The organism is Candidatus Planktophila versatilis (assembly GCF_002288345.1).
Lineage (GTDB): Bacteria > Actinomycetota > Actinomycetes > Nanopelagicales > Nanopelagicaceae > Planktophila > Planktophila versatilis_A.
On the sequence record NZ_CP016781.1, the window covers coordinates 256,297 to 271,036 of the forward strand.

Annotated in this window: 15 protein-coding genes, 1 tRNA gene and 1 pseudogene; 10 read left to right on the forward strand and 7 right to left on the reverse strand. The window is 48.4% G+C overall.

Going from position 1 to position 14,740, the window contains the following annotated elements:
• Positions 1-11 precede the first annotated feature (11 nt).
• Positions 12-584 (forward strand): cob(I)yrinic acid a,c-diamide adenosyltransferase, encoded by a 573-nt coding sequence (locus A1sIIB142_RS01305; RefSeq protein WP_095684387.1) that lies wholly within the window; start codon positions 12-14, stop codon positions 582-584.
• On the opposite strand, the gene A1sIIB142_RS01310 is transcribed toward A1sIIB142_RS01305, so the two are convergent.
• From A1sIIB142_RS01310 to A1sIIB142_RS01325, 4 genes are read right to left on the reverse strand one after another with little or no spacing between them, the layout of a single operon-like run.
• The gene (locus tag A1sIIB142_RS01310; protein ID WP_095674440.1) at positions 581-907 is read right to left on the reverse strand and encodes a hypothetical protein; all 327 of its coding nucleotides are present in this window, start codon (positions 905-907) and stop codon (positions 581-583) included. The genes A1sIIB142_RS01305 and A1sIIB142_RS01310 overlap by 4 nt on opposite strands.
• The gene (locus A1sIIB142_RS01315; RefSeq protein WP_223299202.1) at positions 908-1,672 is read right to left on the reverse strand and encodes a hypothetical protein; all 765 of its coding nucleotides are present in this window, start codon (positions 1,670-1,672) and stop codon (positions 908-910) included.
• A complete protein-coding gene (locus tag A1sIIB142_RS01320; protein WP_095693355.1) occupies positions 1,615-2,406 on the reverse strand; it encodes an ABC transporter permease in 792 nt (263 codons plus the stop codon). The genes A1sIIB142_RS01315 and A1sIIB142_RS01320 overlap by 58 nt, the downstream gene beginning before the upstream one ends.
• Positions 2,399-3,253, reverse strand: coding sequence for an ABC transporter ATP-binding protein (locus tag A1sIIB142_RS01325; RefSeq protein WP_095693356.1), 855 nt, complete (start codon positions 3,251-3,253; stop codon positions 2,399-2,401). The genes A1sIIB142_RS01320 and A1sIIB142_RS01325 overlap by 8 nt, the downstream gene beginning before the upstream one ends.
• A 47-nt stretch (positions 3,254-3,300) precedes the next feature.
• On the opposite strand from A1sIIB142_RS01325, the gene A1sIIB142_RS01330 reads away from it, so the two are divergent.
• A complete protein-coding gene (locus A1sIIB142_RS01330) occupies positions 3,301-3,618 on the forward strand; it encodes a hypothetical protein (protein ID WP_095684391.1) in 318 nt (105 codons plus the stop codon).
• A gap of 20 nt (positions 3,619-3,638) precedes the next feature.
• A complete protein-coding gene (locus A1sIIB142_RS01335; RefSeq protein ID WP_095693357.1) occupies positions 3,639-4,349 on the forward strand; it encodes an alpha/beta hydrolase in 711 nt (236 codons plus the stop codon).
• On the opposite strand, the gene A1sIIB142_RS01340 is transcribed toward A1sIIB142_RS01335, so the two are convergent.
• The gene (locus tag A1sIIB142_RS01340) at positions 4,346-5,461 is read right to left on the reverse strand and encodes an AI-2E family transporter (RefSeq protein WP_095693358.1); all 1,116 of its coding nucleotides are present in this window, start codon (positions 5,459-5,461) and stop codon (positions 4,346-4,348) included. The two genes, A1sIIB142_RS01335 and A1sIIB142_RS01340, sit on opposite strands and share 4 nt — an antisense overlap.
• Before the next feature lie 34 nt (positions 5,462-5,495).
• Here A1sIIB142_RS01340 and A1sIIB142_RS01345 point away from each other — a divergent pair, with 34 nt between their 5' ends.
• The 3 genes from A1sIIB142_RS01345 to A1sIIB142_RS01355 are packed head-to-tail and all read left to right on the forward strand — an operon-like array spanning position 5,496 to position 8,808.
• Positions 5,496-6,743 (forward strand): DUF4032 domain-containing protein, encoded by a 1,248-nt coding sequence (locus A1sIIB142_RS01345; protein WP_095693359.1) that lies wholly within the window; start codon positions 5,496-5,498, stop codon positions 6,741-6,743.
• Positions 6,743-7,603, forward strand: a complete 861-nt coding sequence (locus A1sIIB142_RS01350; protein ID WP_095693360.1) for a co-chaperone YbbN — start codon at positions 6,743-6,745, stop codon at positions 7,601-7,603. The genes A1sIIB142_RS01345 and A1sIIB142_RS01350 overlap by 1 nt, the downstream gene beginning before the upstream one ends.
• On the forward strand, positions 7,603-8,808 hold the full coding sequence (locus A1sIIB142_RS01355) for an MFS transporter (RefSeq protein WP_095693361.1): 1,206 nt from the start codon (positions 7,603-7,605) through the stop codon (positions 8,806-8,808). The genes A1sIIB142_RS01350 and A1sIIB142_RS01355 overlap by 1 nt, the downstream gene beginning before the upstream one ends.
• A 1-nt stretch (position 8,809) precedes the next feature.
• Here A1sIIB142_RS01355 and aceE read toward each other — a convergent pair whose 3' ends face one another.
• Positions 8,810-11,530: a pyruvate dehydrogenase (acetyl-transferring), homodimeric type gene (gene aceE, locus A1sIIB142_RS01360; RefSeq protein WP_095693362.1), complete on the reverse strand. Its 2,721-nt coding sequence runs from the start codon at positions 11,528-11,530 to the stop codon at positions 8,810-8,812.
• Between the two features lie 111 nt (positions 11,531-11,641).
• On the opposite strand from aceE, the pseudogene A1sIIB142_RS01365 reads away from it, so the two are divergent.
• The 4 genes and pseudogenes from A1sIIB142_RS01365 to A1sIIB142_RS01380 all read left to right on the forward strand — a co-directional run bounded on the left by A1sIIB142_RS01365 (position 11,642) and on the right by A1sIIB142_RS01380 (position 13,504).
• Positions 11,642-12,022: pseudogene (locus tag A1sIIB142_RS01365) on the forward strand (DUF3052 domain-containing protein).
• Between the two features lie 9 nt (positions 12,023-12,031).
• The gene (locus tag A1sIIB142_RS01370) at positions 12,032-12,490 is read left to right on the forward strand and encodes a peroxiredoxin (protein ID WP_095693363.1); all 459 of its coding nucleotides are present in this window, start codon (positions 12,032-12,034) and stop codon (positions 12,488-12,490) included.
• A 70-nt stretch (positions 12,491-12,560) separates the two neighbouring features.
• A tRNA-Val gene (locus A1sIIB142_RS01375) sits at positions 12,561-12,632 on the forward strand.
• Positions 12,633-12,658: 26 nt separating this feature from the next.
• Positions 12,659-13,504, forward strand: coding sequence for a hypothetical protein (locus A1sIIB142_RS01380; protein WP_125898844.1), 846 nt, complete (start codon positions 12,659-12,661; stop codon positions 13,502-13,504).
• 30 nt (positions 13,505-13,534) lie between these two features.
• Here A1sIIB142_RS01380 and A1sIIB142_RS01385 read toward each other — a convergent pair whose 3' ends face one another.
• The gene (locus A1sIIB142_RS01385; RefSeq protein WP_095693365.1) at positions 13,535-14,737 is read right to left on the reverse strand and encodes a hypothetical protein; all 1,203 of its coding nucleotides are present in this window, start codon (positions 14,735-14,737) and stop codon (positions 13,535-13,537) included.
• Positions 14,738-14,740: the final 3 nt, after the last annotated feature.

Consider the following 14,740-nt stretch of genomic DNA (forward strand, 5'->3'; position numbering starts at 1 on the left):
AGGCTAGGCACATGGTTAATTTAACGCGTATTTACACAAAGACCGGCGATGACGGAACTACATCCCTTGGAGATATGAGCCGCACATCAAAAAATGACCCTCGCCTAGAAGCATATGCAACTGTTGATGAAGCAAACTCCACAATCGGTGTTGTGCTCGCAACTGATGAATTAGCCGATGATGTTCGCGCACTTCTTGTGCGAATCCAAAATGATTTATTTGATGTGGGAGCAGACCTTTGCACCCCAGTAGTAGATGCACCTGCATTTGAACCTCTTCGCGTGCTTGAATCTCAAATTGTCTACCTAGAAGAACAGATTGATAAATACAACGCAGATCTGGAAGCGTTGCGCTCATTTGTATTGCCTTCTGGAACATCAGCTGCGGCTCACCTTCACGTTGCCCGCACAGTTGTGCGTCGCGCAGAGCGCTGCACCTGGGCTGCAATCCATGCATTTGGCGGGGGAGTAAATCCGCTGACTGCCAAGTACCTCAACCGTTGTTCTGATTTACTCTTTGTTCTTGCTCGTCATGCAAACAAAGAGATTGGTGATCAGCTCTGGGTTCCTGGAGCAAATCGCTAGTTAAAGCTTTTCAAGTGCGCCCTGGCAGCGCTCTCTTCCTTCGGAAATACAAATAAACGAGGACCTTGCTTAGTCTGGGTCAGAGTTGCCTTAATTCCAACTGCAATCAACTTCTGACGCAGTATTTCGCCTTCAATGTGATTGTTTGGCTCTGCGACCGCAACGAGAGTTCCGTATTCATCTTCTGAACCAATCGATGGGCTGCGTTCGACTAGTGACTTACCTTTAGCCGAGGTCCACTTTAAAATGAAAATGAGGAATAAGACAACCGGAAATCCGGCAAGACTCATTAAAAAGAGCTGATTGTTGACCCCACCGAGCATTTACTCGACCACCTTTGTATATGTCGCAGCCGATGCTCCTTCAGGTCGTGGATCTTGATGGCAAATCACTTCAATATTGCTGATGTATTCAAGAGTTTCAATGGGTTCTGGTGAGATTAAGAGAATGGTCTTAATCTCTTTAACTGCGCTAGGCGTTGATATTGTGCGCAAGTCACCAAGTATGACGCCCTCTTTAGATAGGACCTGAGAGTTAACTTCCCACCACACACATCCAGTTTCGGCGGCAACCTGGACTGCGCCACAAACAAATTCGCTGCATGCCTTCACTTGGGAAGCCAGATTGGTCTTTGCCGAGATAACGCTCACCAACTCTTTGCTTGTCGGCACCTTGGCATAGATTCCTGATTCAAACTCAAAGTCCACCGGTGGCCACTTTGGTTTCGGTGACGGAGTAAGGCGAATCTTCTTTCGAGGTTTTGGCTTTGGTTTTGGCTTTGGTTTAGCTGAGACGGTGGGTTTAGCAGTTGTCGTAGATGTCGTTACCGTCGCTTTGGGTGTTGCTGTTGCTTTAGCAGTGGCCTTTGGCTTTGTAGTTGCTTTAGCAGTGGCCTTTGGCTTCACTGTCGCTTTGGGTGAGGCCTTCACACTCGCCTTGGCTGTCGGCGTTGGTGTTGGCTTCTTAGTTGCAGCGTCGGCACTGGCTGCAGAAAAGGCAAGGCAGAGCGCAAGTACAAGTGCTGACTTTTTCAGTCGCGCTCCCACTTGAAACTGCGAATTGCCCAGATTAATCCCAGTACGAGCCATGCGGTAATAATGGCAAAGGTGCGCCCAGTTTCCCAATTGCCGACAACTTCACGCGTAGCAAATGAGTCAGGCAAGAAGACTGAACGGGCGCCTTGGGTCATCCATTTGAGTGGAAAGATTGCTGCTACTTGCTGCATCCACTGCGGCAGATCGGTAAAGACAAAGAAGACGCCACTGAAGAACTGCAGAACTATGACAACGGGGGAGACGACAGCGGATGCACCACGGCCTGATTTAGGAACATTGGAGAATGCAATACCCAATACCGTTGAACATGCACTGCCAAGAACTAGTAGAGCAGCTAAGAGCAACCATTTATCAGCGCTCTGTGGCAGGTTAACGCCAAAGAAGGCAACGCCAGCAGCCAATAAGAGCGCTACCTGCACCAGCATGCTGACAGTGACAAGGATGGCTTTTCCAAGGAAGTAACTACTTGCTGGCATCGGAGTTCCACGTAATCGCTTGAGCGTTCCAAAGTCGCGCTCCATCGGAATCATGATTGCTAGTTGCTGGAAACCGGTATTAACAAGTCCTGATGCAATCATTCCTGCAACAAAATATTGACTAAAGGTAACACCGTCGGCAATCGTGTTAGAAAATACTGATCCAAAGATGGCAAGCAAGATGAGTGGGAATAACATGGTGAAGACAATGGATTCACGCTGTCGCATAAATTGTTTAATCTCTAACTTGCCTCGCTGCATACCAATGGAGAAAGCGGTGGGCTTATTCATCCTGGCCCCCAATCATTTCCAGATAGATATCTTCTAGTGATGCTCGCTTAATGCTCAGCTCTGGAACTTCTCCACCAAATTGGGCCGCTAACTCCGTGACGCGTTCCGTGGGGTTAGCACTCTTCTCACTGCACACTTGTGCGCCATCTCGCCAGGAAATAGTGGCAAGTGATGTTGCGCGCCCGCCAAGTTCTGCTGGTGGTGCGATTTCAACAATCTGCCCCTTGATAATGACTGCCACCCGATCTGCCAGTGCTTCTGCTTCATCAAGGTAGTGAGTTGTCAGAACAATGGTGGCGCCTTCATCGCGCAAGGTGCGAATCAAATTCCAGAATGCTCTACGTGCTTCCGGATCAAAACCTGTAGTGGGCTCATCGAGAAAGATTAGTTCCGGTCTACCAATAATTCCCAGTGCGACATCCAGGCGACGGCGCTGCCCACCAGAAAGTGTTCGACCAAGCGCATCAGATTTCTCTGTGAGTCCAACTAATTCAATGACCTCGCGGGCATCTTTCGGATTCTTGTAATAAGTGGCAAAGTGCGAGACTGACTCATAGACAGTCAGGTCGCCGGCATCTTGAGTTGATTGCAGAACAATGCCGATGCGATCACGCCACCCTTGTCCGGCGCTGCCTTTAGTTGCTGGGTCAAAGCCAAGAACTTTCACATCACCGGAATCACGATCACGAAATCCTTCGAGTATCTCCACCGTCGTGGTCTTGCCAGCGCCATTAGGCCCAAGCAGTGCGAAGATTTCGCCCTGTTCGATTTCAAGGTCAAGCCCATCGACTGCCTGCGTCTGGCCATATTTCTTATGGAGCTGGGAAACGCTGATGACCTTGCTCATAGTGTCATCTTCTCACTTTGTGGGGCAAAATGCGAGAAAATGAAGCCATGAGCCCACGTAAGAACTACCCGAAGAATCGTCGGCCAAAGAATAACGATGAAGACCGTGAGATTAATCCATCGAATCAAAGTTTTGAAGAAGATGAAAATGGTTTATGGACCGTTCGTAAATTAACCGGTTCATCTGCAAATAAACCGTATCGCTGCCCTGGTTGTGATCAAGTGATCCCGATGGCAACTCCACATACCGTTGCCTGGCTAGATGGTGAAGAAGATAATCGCAGACATTGGCACAATGCCTGCTGGAGTAAGCGAAATAATCGCGGCCCGCGCACTGAACGCACGCGCAATGCGCCCCGTTACTAAGTAGAAGTAGACTCACGCCAATGTCAGAGCCAATCCGCCCCAGCACCGTGCTTGCCGCAACGCGCACGCCATTTACTGTTCTCACCGCTGATGGCCAAACACTTGTAGGAGAAGTGGCGACTCCTCTTTCAAACCCCACAACTGCAATTTTATGTTGCCACCCCAACCCAACGGGTGGCGGAATGATGGATAGCCACATCTATAAAAAGGCTGCTAATCGATTACCGGCAATGGCTGGAATTACAGTCGTGCGCTTTAACACTCGTGGAACAAGTAGTGAAGCTGGGACAAGCACGGGTAGTTATGACAATGGACGCGCCGAAAAATATGATGTGGAAGCGATGATTGCCTATTGCTTTGACACCCTTGGCATCAAAGAGTTGTGGGTTATTGGGTGGTCATTTGGAACAAGTATTGCAATTAGCCATGCCCGTGATATGCGAGTGAAGGGCTTGATACTGCTGAGCCCCACCTTGCTCGAAATTGTGGATAGTGATCTTGAATTTTGGGCTGTAGATGGCAGACCAGTAGTTGCACTGATTCCCGAGCATGATGATTACTTAAAGCCGGAGCAAGCACGACTGCGTTTTAGTGTGATCCCGCAAACCAAGCTGATCGCTGTTGATGGCGCTAAACACCTATGGGTCGGTGAACCATTTGTGCATAGAGTCTTAAGTGAAATCGTTGCGGTGATTGCCCCGCAGCGATTACCGCTACCTACTGAGATTTAAGACTTTTCTGCGCGAGGGATAACTACTTCTTCCAGAATTAAGATTATGGAAGCGGCAATTGGTACTGCAAGTAGCCCGCCAACTAACCCAAGAAGTGATGTACCAATGAGGGCGGCAATGATTGTTACCGCACCTGGCAGGTTCAGGGTCCGCTTCATGATTTTAGGAGTGAGAATGTAATTCTCAATCTGCACGTAAATGATGTATCCGAGGAAGGCTGAAATACCTATTGTCACTGATTGTGTGAGGGCCAGTACGGTGAAGATTGCAGCTCCGATGAAGTGTCCAATAAGTGGCACCAGCCCGCAGACAAAGATAATGATTCCGATTGCCACAGGTGATGGCAGACCAAGAATGACTCCGAAAATCGTCAAAAAGATGGCAGCCAGGGAAGAGATTAATACCTGACTTCCAACAAAGGCCCCCACGCGAGCGATAATTGCATCGGTTAGTAGCGCTACTCGTGGACGACGACTACTTGGGATCAATTTAAGTCCGAGCTCAGTCATCTGATTAAGTGAAGTGATGAAGTAAAGAGTGAGAACCAGAATAGTCAGTGCAGTAAAGGTGCCAGAGAGAACAGTCTTTCCAACGCCAACGACTCCACCGAAGGCTGAGAACAAGAGCGTGCCATCGGAAGTTACCGAACTTAGTTTCTTCTCTAAGGTATCGATGATCCCGTAGTTTTCATTGATATTGGCGATTGCAGGGTTATCTTTTAATTGGCTCAGTAGCGATGGCGCTATCTCAATGAGGTTTGTGCCTTGCGAAATAAGCGGAGGAACAATAAGTGCGCCAAAAAGCACAACTGCGATGAGCACCGATACAAAGATTATTGCAACAGCTGAAATACGTGATAGCCCCCTCTTGCGAATAGCCTCAACGGCTGGGTTTAGACCCATCGCTAAGAAGAGTGCGATCACAATCAGTACGAATACTTGACTTGCACTTGCAAGTGCTCGCATGAGAACAAAGGCACTTAAGGCACCTACTGTTGCGACAAATCCGAAATAAAATGGATGAGCGCGGTCAACCGGCGCTCCAGCTGCACCAAAATCTTGTGAAGTTGGTGAATCTTTGACTTTTCGCTTCATTCGCTCTGAAATTGCCATGCTTTATTGTAAAGCGTAAGAGAGAATAACTCCCATGGCGCTACGAATAACGGGACTGGGTGAAGAGATTGCTGCCGTCACCGGACTTTCGTGGAACCTGCCGCTGGAGCAATGGCCGGAAGATCCGTTGCTGGCCGAAAAACGAGGCATCTCCCGCCACGTAGTGCGCTTGGTGCGCTCTACCGATGACCCCGAATCTGAGGTCTACGCCGTCAAAGAGACGGTGGCAGAGTTTGCAAACCGCGAGTACAAGATTTTGCGAGAGCTTACACATCTGAATTCTCCTAGCGTTCAATCGATTGCCGTCATCGAGGGTCGCACCGATAACAACGGTGAAGAACTTCCCTGCGCCCTCGTCACTAGGTTCTTGCCGTACTCATTGCCCTACCGCGTTGTACTCAGTGATAAGAACGTTACTGGTGAAGAAGTAACGCTGATGGCCAATGCACTGGCGCTGTTGCTGGTGCGCCTGCACCTGCTTGGTTTCTGGTGGGGCGATTGTTCGCTTTCCAATACTTTATTTCGCAGAGATGCTGAAGCCTATGCCGCCTATCTAGTCGATGCGGAAACGGGTGAGTTTCAAAAAACTTTAACGGCTGGACAGCGCGAACATGATTTAGAGATTGCCCACTTTAACGTTGCAGCAGAGTTAGAAGATCTACAACTGTCGGGAGTTCTCTATCCGGGCATGGACCCAATCCGCGCAAGTACCGCACTTATCAACCGGTATCACCGGCTGTGGTCTGCACTAAAAGATCGCCAGGTACTTGATCCCACTGATCGCCACGCAGTTGAACGTGCCATGCGTCAGCTACATGACCTCGGTTTTGCAGTGGAAGAAGTCTCAGTTTCTATGGAAGAAGGCGAAGATGCAGGTCGCTTAGTCTTCCAACCCAAACTTGTTGCCGCCGGTTATCACAAGAATCGATTGCGCGAATTAATCGGGCTAGAAACAGAAGAGCTGCAAGCTAAAAGGCTGCTTGCCTCATTTGATCGCTTTCGGGGCCGCGAGAAATCTCCGAAACCACCGGTAGCCGATTCAGCCAAGCGATGGCTTGATGAAGTCTTTAGACCAACAGTTAATTTGATTCCACCAGAGCACGAAGGCAGAATTGAACTTGCTCAATTTTTTCATGAGACGCTAGAACACCGCTGGTACTTAAGTGAAAAAGCAGGACATGATGTGGGTCTGGAATTTGCGGCAAAGGCTTATATTGCTGATGTTTTGCCCTTTCGCCGCGATTCTGGCGTCACGGTACGAGTTGATGGCATGATTCAGTAATGAGCTTGCCACCTAATTTTTCTCAGGCAGTAGATTTAAGTTCACTGGGTAAACCAGCACCAGATACTTCTATTGCGATGCCAGGAATAGTTGTCACTACTGAGAATCTGCAGTCAGAGATACTTCCACTATCGAATACGAAACCAGTAGTAATCATCTGTTGGTCGAATCGTTCTGCCGAATCTGTCACCGTGCTTCGATCACTGGCGAATTTGGAAGCGGCAGATAATGGAAAGTGGGCGCTAGCAACAGTTGATATCGACACCCAGGCACCTGTTGCCCAAGCCCTGCAAGCGCGCACGATTCCCTATGGCGTTGTCTTTATCGCAGGCCAAGCAATCCCTTTCCTTGAGCAATCACTGACTGAAACCCAACTTCGGGAAGTGATGAACAAAATTCTCACCATTGCCGCAAAGCAAGGAATCGGTGAAGAGCCAGCAGAAAGTTCGGAGCCAGAAGAAGATGAAGCGCTAGCCGCCCTTGATAAGGGAGATTATGAAAGCGCCGAAGCGGCATACAAGAAACTACTTGCTCGTAAACCGAACGATAATTTTGCAAAGCTCGGACTTGCGCAAGTGCAACTACTTCTTCGCACCGAAGGCATTGATGCTCATCAAGTGATGGAGTCGGCGGCGGCGAACCCAGATGATATTTCTATTCAGATGCAGTGTGCCGATGTGGAAGTGATGAGTGGATATCTTGAGCCAGGCTTTGAACGCCTACTTCGCTTGGTTCAGGTTCTGGAAGCAGATGAGCAGAAGCTGGTTAAAGATCGCCTCCTTGAACTATTTGCTTTAGTTGACCCTGCCGATCCACGAGTGATTAAAGCTCGAGCACAATTAGCAAACGCGCTTTTCTGATGTCATCAGTGATTGACCATAGCAAAGAGAAGAAACTCCTTCACACTCTCTTTGTTTGTTTTGGTTTTGGCATCATGGCCTGGCTCCCGCGCTTTCCAGAAGTAAAAGCCAATATGCAATTAGAAAATGGCGCCTTTGGTTCACTTGTGAGCACAGGCGGAATTGGTGCATTTCTTGGACTTCTCACCGTTGGGCATATTCTCCACAAATTCGGTGCCTTTCGGGTCACGATTGCATCAATTCTTCTACTCTTCTCATCTCTGACCTTTTTGGTGCAGGTGCGCTCAAGCATTCTATTTCTGCTCTTAAATATTTCATTCGGTTTCGGAATTACCGCAGTACATGTCTGCCTGAATTCTCATGGGTTTCACCTGCTTAATCGCAGCAACATCAATGTCATCACCAGTACCGCTGGTTACTGGAGTGCGGGATCACTTGCCACATCAATCCTCTCCGGGCTATTAGTAGGCCGGGTAGCTCTCACGACCCACATCACCATCCTTTCAGTTCTTCTTACTGTGATCATGCTTTCAATAGTGATTCGACTTAAAGCGGTGCTGCTTGAACCTAATACAAGCACTGATCATGACTACACAATTAAAGACATTTTTACCTCTTTTGAAATTGATTGGCCAGTCAGCCTTGGTATGGCGTGTGTGATTTATTTAGAATTCGCACTCGGTGACTGGGGGACAATCTTTCCCAAGGAGCGGCTAGATATTTCGGCGGGCCTGAGTACGGCGCCATTTATTGTTTTCACAGCCGCCATGATTGTGGGCCGGCTTCTCATCTCTCGATTGCTAGATAAAGCACCGATTCAGGTCTGGGCCAAACGTGGAGTTATCTTTGCCGGAATCGGTTTTGGTGGCTGCATTATTGTGGCAACGCATTTGCCGGCAAATCTGACGTGGTGGTCCTACTCATTGTTCATCCTTGGCTATGCAATGGCAGGCCTTGGCTCATCATTTGTGGCACCGTCTTTTTTTGCTGCAGCAAATCGTCGCTCTAAGTTACCGAGTGCTGTGGTGGTGGGTCAGTTTGGTGTGACAAATACCGTTCTTACCTTTGCCGTGAAATGGATTGTTGCCTGGACCATTCAGTTCACAGGATCAATCGCACTTGCCATGATGATTCCAACAGCCATGATGCTGGCAACTATCTTCTTTACAAGTGCTCTCAAACAAGAGAGCGCCAGACAGAGCTAGCTCAGCCAGAACCTTCGGTGTTGCCAGCATCTGCAGCGCTCACATCAAAGATTCGGTATTTATCAATAGCTTCTTGCACAACAGATTCTTTTACTTCCCCTGCCTTAGCAAGCTCAGCAAGTGTTGCCACCGTAATTGATTCGGCATCGACTTTAAAGTGGCGACGAAGTGCACCGCGAGTATCGGAAAGACCAAAGCCATCAGTACCAAGTGAGTGGAATTGATTTGGTACCCATGGTGAAATCTGGTCCTGCACCGCGCGCATGAAGTCAGAGACGGCAATAACCGGCCCTGGTGTTCCAGCAAGCTTGTCATGGATATAGGCACTCTTCTTATCACTTGGATTGAGCATGTTATGGCGATCTACTTCTAGCCCATCGCGACGAAGTTCATTCCAGGAAGTCACAGACCAGACCGAGGCTGCTACGCCCCAATCTTCGGCGAGTAACTTCTGTGCCTTAATGGCCCAGTTCACTCCCACACCAGATGCCAGAATTTGAGCATTCTTCTTGCGCTGCTTAGAGGCAGGTGCATAGAGATAAATTCCCTTGAGCAGACCTTCAAGATCAAGGTTTGCCGGCTCTTCTGGTTGCAGGTATGGCTCGTTATAAACAGTCATGTAGTAATAAATGTTTTCACTGTTCTCGCCATACATCCGGCGCAGACCATCTTTAAAGATATGGCCGACTTCGTAAGCAAAGGCAGGATCGTATGCAACCACTGCTGGGTTAGTTGCAGCCAGTAGATGCGAATGTCCATCTTCATGCTGCAGGCCTTCACCGTTCAGGGTTGTGCGCCCAGCTGTTGCTCCCATGACGAATCCACGTACCAACTGGTCAGAGGCGGCCCAGAAGGCATCTCCAGTGCGCTGGAATCCAAACATGGAGTAGAAGATGTAGATCGGAATCATTGGTTCATCATGTGTGGAGTAGGAAGAGCCAACTGCGGTAAAGGATGCAACTGATCCCGCTTCGTTAATTCCTTCGTGCAAAATCACACCAGTAGTTGATTCCTTATAAGAGAGCATGAGTTCGCGGTCCACCGCCATGTATTGCTGACCATGAGGGGAGTAGATCTTTAGCGTTGGGAACAATGAATCAAGGCCAAATGTGCGAGCCTCATCAGGAATAATCGGAACGATGCGGCTGCCAAGTCCTGGATCCTTTACTAAGTCTTTGAGCATACGAACAAATGCCATCGTTGTGGCAATCTCTTGCTGACCGGAACCACGGCGCACAGATTCATAGACTTCATCTGCTGGCTGCGGCAAAGGCTTTGATACTTTGCGACGACGTGGAATTGATCCACCTAATTCGCGGCGACGCTCTTCTAGGTATTTCATCTCAGGTGAATCAGCTGGTGGGCGGTAGTAAGAAGGTGTGTATTTATCTAACTTGTCGTCAGTGAGCGGAATATTAAGGCGATCGCGGAATTCGATGATGTCTTCCAGCGTCATCTTCTTCATCTGGTGGGTGGAGTTACGTCCTTCGAAGTGCGAACCAAGGGTCCAGCCCTTAATGGTCTTGGCCAGGATGACTGTTGGCTTTCCATTTTTCTGTACAGCAGCTGTGTATGCGGCAAAGAGTTTGCGATAGTCGTGACCACCGCGCTTAAGTCCCCAGACTTGATCATCAGACCAACCAGCGATCATTGCGGCAGTGCGTGGATCGCGACCGAAGAAGTGTTCGCGAACAAATGCGCCATTTTCGGCCTTAAATGTTTGGAAATCTCCATCGAGGGTGGTGTTCATCAAATTAACGAGAGCGCCTTCACGATCTTGTGCCAGTAGTGGATCCCACTCGCGGCCCCAGACAACTTTGACCACATTCCAACCGGCGCCACCGAACATTGATTCCAGCTCTTGAATAATCTTGCCATTACCGCGCACCGGACCATCGAGGCGCTGCAAGTTACAGTTCACAACAAAGGTGAGGTTATCGAGCTTCTCGCGAGAGGCCAGACCGATTGCGCCAATGGTGTCGACCTCATCCATTTCACCATCGCCTAAAAATGCCCAGACATTTTGATCACTTGTATCTTTAAAGCCACGGTTATGTAAGTAGCGGTTATAGCGTGCTTGATAAATTGCATTAATCGGACCAATACCCATAGATACCGTTGGGAATTGCCAAAACTCTGGCATTAAACGTGGGTGTGGGTAGGAAGATAATCCGCCGCCTTGGTGTGAGAGTTCTTGGCGAAATCCATCAAGTTGATTTTCAGTAAAGCGACCTTCTAGAAATGCTCGTGCATACATGCCGGGACTGGCGTGACCTTGGAAGAAGATTTGATCTCCGCCACCAGGATGATCTTGTCCGCGGAAGAAGTGGTTAAAACCAACTTCATAGAGGGATGCAGATGAAGCGTAGGTAGAGATGTGTCCGCCAACGCCTACACCTGGACGCTGCGCGCGGTGCACCACCATCGCCGCATTCCAGCGATTAAATCTGCGAATACGACGTTCCATTACTTCATCGCCAGGAAATTCTGGCTCGTGTTCTGGAGAAATTGTGTTGATGTAATCAGTGGTGCGAAGTTGGGAAATTCCGATGTTCTTCTCTTGCGCCCGGCGAAGCAGGGAGAGCATTAAATAACGAGCTCGGACTGGTCCGGCTGCTGTGAGGGCGGCGTCGAAGGAGGCCTGCCATTCTGCCGTTTCACCTGGATCCGTATCTACAAGTTGATCGATTATCTGATCTGGGAATCCATCGAATTCAGTCATGGCCGTATTCTCGCCCAAAATGGGTGCAAGCACAAAAAAAGAAGGGTAAGTACAGGTGAAACCCTTGTAAATATTCGTCACATTCGGTGGACTTATCCCGTGGCAATGCGCATGGGGTTTGCTCAAGGAGAGCTCGTCCTCGAGGTGGGATATGGGGCAGATTGTGATGCCGCTCTCCGCAGCGAGATCATGAAAATTACTGGAACCAAATTTCTTGAAGGTTCCACCAATGAAGTCATTGATGCCGTTCTCTTATGGTTTCGTGAAGATGATGGCGATCTCGTAGATGAATTAATGGATGCCATGGCGTATCTTTCTGAAACCGGTTCCATCTGGGTGCTCACTCCAAAGGTTGGTCGCACTGGCCATGTGGAGCCAAGTGATATTCAAGATGCAGCGCCCACATGTGGACTCAGCTAAACTTCATCCTTAGCGGTGGCAGCTGATTGGACCGCAACTCGTCTAGTGGCACGAAAAGCGGGCAAGCGATAGATTCGCGCAATGACAATTGCAATCGGTGATGTAGCCCCAGATTTTGAGCTAAAAGATCAGAGCGGCAGCAAGGTTTCCCTCTCATCATTTAAGGGTAAGAAGAATGTAGTTCTTGTCTTTATTCCATTCTCATTTACCGGCACTTGCACCGGTGAACTCTGTGCCATCCGCGATGACATTTCAGCATTTGAAAACGATAACGTGCAAGTCCTTGCCGTCTCATGCGATTCCATGCACACTCAGAAGATCTTCGCGGCACAAGAGGGATACACATTCCCTGTTTTGGCAGACTTCTGGCCACATGGCGCAGCAGCTAAGGCCTATGGGATCTTCAATGAAGATATCGGATGCGCACTGCGTGGAACATTCATCATTGATAAAGCAGGCATTGTGCGCTGGTCAGTAGTTCAAGGCCTAGGCGATGCTCGCAACAATGGCGATTACAAAACTGCTATTGCAGCTCTCTAATCTCGCTCTTCTTACGCATGATTTTCCTACTTTCGTATATATAAAGTAGTATTCGCAAGCAACATTAGCCGGGTGGCTAGCTCAGTGGTAGAGCGCCTCGTTTACACCGAGGATGTCGGGGGTTCGAAACCCTCGCCGCCCACGTTTATCTCAATGTATTCTTCTCTCATGACGTGCAGGAAAATAACCGCAGGTGGCAAGAAACTCACCGTTGCACTTGTCATTGGAATTCTTTCTTTTAGCACTCCAAGTTATGCAGATATCTTCATGGGCTTTAACACGGATGGAACTCCAATCTATGGTCCTGAACCACAAGGTGCAACGGGACCAATAGCAACTCCAGAAAATCCAACATGGATTAAGAATCCTGATGGAAGCCCAACACAAGCAGAGCTCGACTACACCTTTATTCCAAATGCAGAAGAACGTGCAAAGCTACCCCCACCACCACCTCCACCACCAGGAATGATTACACAGGGATTTAACACCGATGGAACTCCTATTTACGGTCCTGAACCGCAAGGTGCAACAGGTCCTATAGCAACTCCGGAAAACCCAGCATGGATTAAGAATCCTGATGGAAGCCCAACGCAAGCAGAGCTTGACTACACCTTTATTCCAAATGCAGAAGAGAAAGCGCGAATCGCGAATCTAAATCCCGATAAGACTCCAACTGCATTAGAGCTTGGCTACACATTCCTGCCAAATGCAGATGAGAACGTCAGAAGCGCCACACTTGAAGAGATTCAGTCAATAGTTGAAAACGAGATTACAACCTCTAAATTTAAGAAGGTTAAGAAGGGCAGCACCTTTACCCTGACTAGCAATGTAGAAATCTCTGCGGTCAACCCATCACTGAGGGCTATCGCTGTGAAGAAGGGATCTGCGAGTAAGAAGATTTCCTTCACATACTCTGAAGATGGACAACTAGTACTGAAGGCTTCACAGAAATTAAAGGGGTATCAGCTTCAGCTCATCAGTGATGATAGGATTCTAAAGAAAATAACTCTTTAGAGCTGACTTTAAGACCATTACTACCCAAGACTATTTCTTCAATTCCTTATATGTTCTTGACGCAACCCTCGCAAGAATTGCAGAGCCTTCAGCCCAACTTAACCCGTAGACCTTCTTGAAAGCTTCTTCAAAAGTTAACCCAGTAGCAATTGCTGCTTGCACATCAAATGTCTTATCGATGCCGCCAGCAGCAACTAGGGCATCAAGGAGTATGTAGCCAAGGGAGAAGTTCAAGTCGCGAGTTCCATCTGGGCATGGAACTTTCATCCCGAGTCGCATGAATTCTTCGATGCTATCGGCCTCAAAGTCCTTCAATAGCCATCGGTTATTTGTCACCCAGCTCTTTCTCAAGGCGATGTAATCAGAATATGTCTTGGCTGCAGTAACGATAGAAATCGCTTGAGGTTGACCTTCTGCATACCAACAAGGTGTGCGGGTAGAAGGGGGTCTTCCACCTTGACTTGCAAAAATCATTCCTTGAACTGCGTGAACATACTCATGTATGTCATTTTGTCCTTTGAACTTTACGATTCCGAAGCGATCTACTGGTGTTGAGATTCCCACCAGGATTAAACCGACACCACTTGCGATATTTGTAACTGCGCCATCGCAATCAGCGCCAGAACACTTTTCTTCAGCCTGATCTGGCAGTGAAATACCAAGGTTAAATGGACTCACGTACTTTGCAGCCATTTCTCTAGCCCAAGGGATATCAGTTTTATTGAATTCCACAAACCTTACTTCTTGAGGTTGTTTCTGTGCCCCCATCACCCTTGAACCAAGCTTGACCATATCTTCAGTAACTTTGTTGGGATATCTCTCAGTAGAGTTTGGCCCGAAAGTGATAGTGACTTTGAGATCCGTGGTCTTGTATTTCTCCAAATTATCTTGTGAGTTCTTCCAGGATGAGTAAGGGATTCCTTCGTAGTTGGCTTCAAGGTTTTCTAGTGAAGTAGGAACCACTGGAATCTTTTCTGCTGGCGCACTTGGTGTTGGTGAGGCAGCACTAGATGGCTGAGCACTTGGAATTGCGGCAGGCTTTGCAACAGCAACACCCCTATTCCACACCAGCTTCTTACCTGATTTAACACAAGTGAATTTCTTTCCAGCACTTGTATTCGTGGTCCCTGCTTTTGAGCACATTGCACCTGCCTTCACGGCAGCACTGGCTGGAGCATTAAGAAATGCAGTAAGGCAGAATAATGTGAGAGCCCAGATTCCAATTTTCTTCATTAC

Coding starts and splice junctions, on each gene's coding strand:
- A1sIIB142_RS01305 (WP_095684387.1), top strand. CDS start 12: ATGGTTAATTTAACGCGTATTTACACAAAGACCGGCGATGACGGAACT.
- A1sIIB142_RS01310 (WP_095674440.1), bottom strand. CDS start 907: ATGCTCGGTGGGGTCAACAATCAGCTCTTTTTAATGAGTCTTGCCGGA.
- A1sIIB142_RS01315 (WP_223299202.1), bottom strand. CDS start 1,672: ATGGCTCGTACTGGGATTAATCTGGGCAATTCGCAGTTTCAAGTGGGA.
- A1sIIB142_RS01320 (WP_095693355.1), bottom strand. CDS start 2,406: ATGAATAAGCCCACCGCTTTCTCCATTGGTATGCAGCGAGGCAAGTTA.
- A1sIIB142_RS01325 (WP_095693356.1), bottom strand. CDS start 3,253: ATGAGCAAGGTCATCAGCGTTTCCCAGCTCCATAAGAAATATGGCCAG.
- A1sIIB142_RS01330 (WP_095684391.1), top strand. CDS start 3,301: ATGAGCCCACGTAAGAACTACCCGAAGAATCGTCGGCCAAAGAATAAC.
- A1sIIB142_RS01335 (WP_095693357.1), top strand. CDS start 3,639: ATGTCAGAGCCAATCCGCCCCAGCACCGTGCTTGCCGCAACGCGCACG.
- A1sIIB142_RS01340 (WP_095693358.1), bottom strand. CDS start 5,461: ATGGCAATTTCAGAGCGAATGAAGCGAAAAGTCAAAGATTCACCAACT.
- A1sIIB142_RS01345 (WP_095693359.1), top strand. CDS start 5,496: ATGGCGCTACGAATAACGGGACTGGGTGAAGAGATTGCTGCCGTCACC.
- A1sIIB142_RS01350 (WP_095693360.1), top strand. CDS start 6,743: ATGAGCTTGCCACCTAATTTTTCTCAGGCAGTAGATTTAAGTTCACTG.
- A1sIIB142_RS01355 (WP_095693361.1), top strand. CDS start 7,603: ATGTCATCAGTGATTGACCATAGCAAAGAGAAGAAACTCCTTCACACT.
- aceE (WP_095693362.1), bottom strand. CDS start 11,530: ATGACTGAATTCGATGGATTCCCAGATCAGATAATCGATCAACTTGTA.
- A1sIIB142_RS01370 (WP_095693363.1), top strand. CDS start 12,032: ATGACAATTGCAATCGGTGATGTAGCCCCAGATTTTGAGCTAAAAGAT.
- A1sIIB142_RS01380 (WP_125898844.1), top strand. CDS start 12,659: ATGACGTGCAGGAAAATAACCGCAGGTGGCAAGAAACTCACCGTTGCA.
- A1sIIB142_RS01385 (WP_095693365.1), bottom strand. CDS start 14,737: ATGAAGAAAATTGGAATCTGGGCTCTCACATTATTCTGCCTTACTGCA.